The 353-nt window shown below is 73.4% G+C and carries 1 protein-coding gene; it reads left to right on the forward strand.

Annotated features, from left to right (window positions below):
* Window positions 1-353: hypothetical protein (locus tag IF89_RS39880; protein WP_043195045.1), on the forward strand; the 353-nt coding region annotated here is incomplete at both ends.

The raw sequence follows: 353 nt of genomic DNA on the forward strand, positions 1-353 counted from the left end.
GCGACCCGCCTGCGCACCCTCGACGACCGCGGTGAGCTGGCCGCGCCCGAGCAGCGGATGAACGTCTGGGCCGAGGGGGGCCGCGCCTACACCGGGGCGGGGGGCGGTTTCGCGGGTGAGGACGATGTCTTCGACCAGCGGACCGGTTTCACCTACACCACCGAGGTCTCCCTCCTGGGCCCGGACGGGGAGGCCGAGCGGCGGGTGGTCTCCCGCTACAACAGCCTCCACCTCCTCACCTCCCAGCAGGTCTACACCTCCGCCCTCGGCAACCGCACCGCCGGGGAACTGGTGCGCGGCTACAGTTGGCAGCAGGACCCCGCAAGCCCCGTGCCCCCGCCCCGGGATGCGGA

This window comes from Streptomyces sp. NRRL F-2664 (assembly GCF_000719345.1).
Classification (GTDB): domain Bacteria; phylum Actinomycetota; class Actinomycetes; order Streptomycetales; family Streptomycetaceae; genus Streptomyces.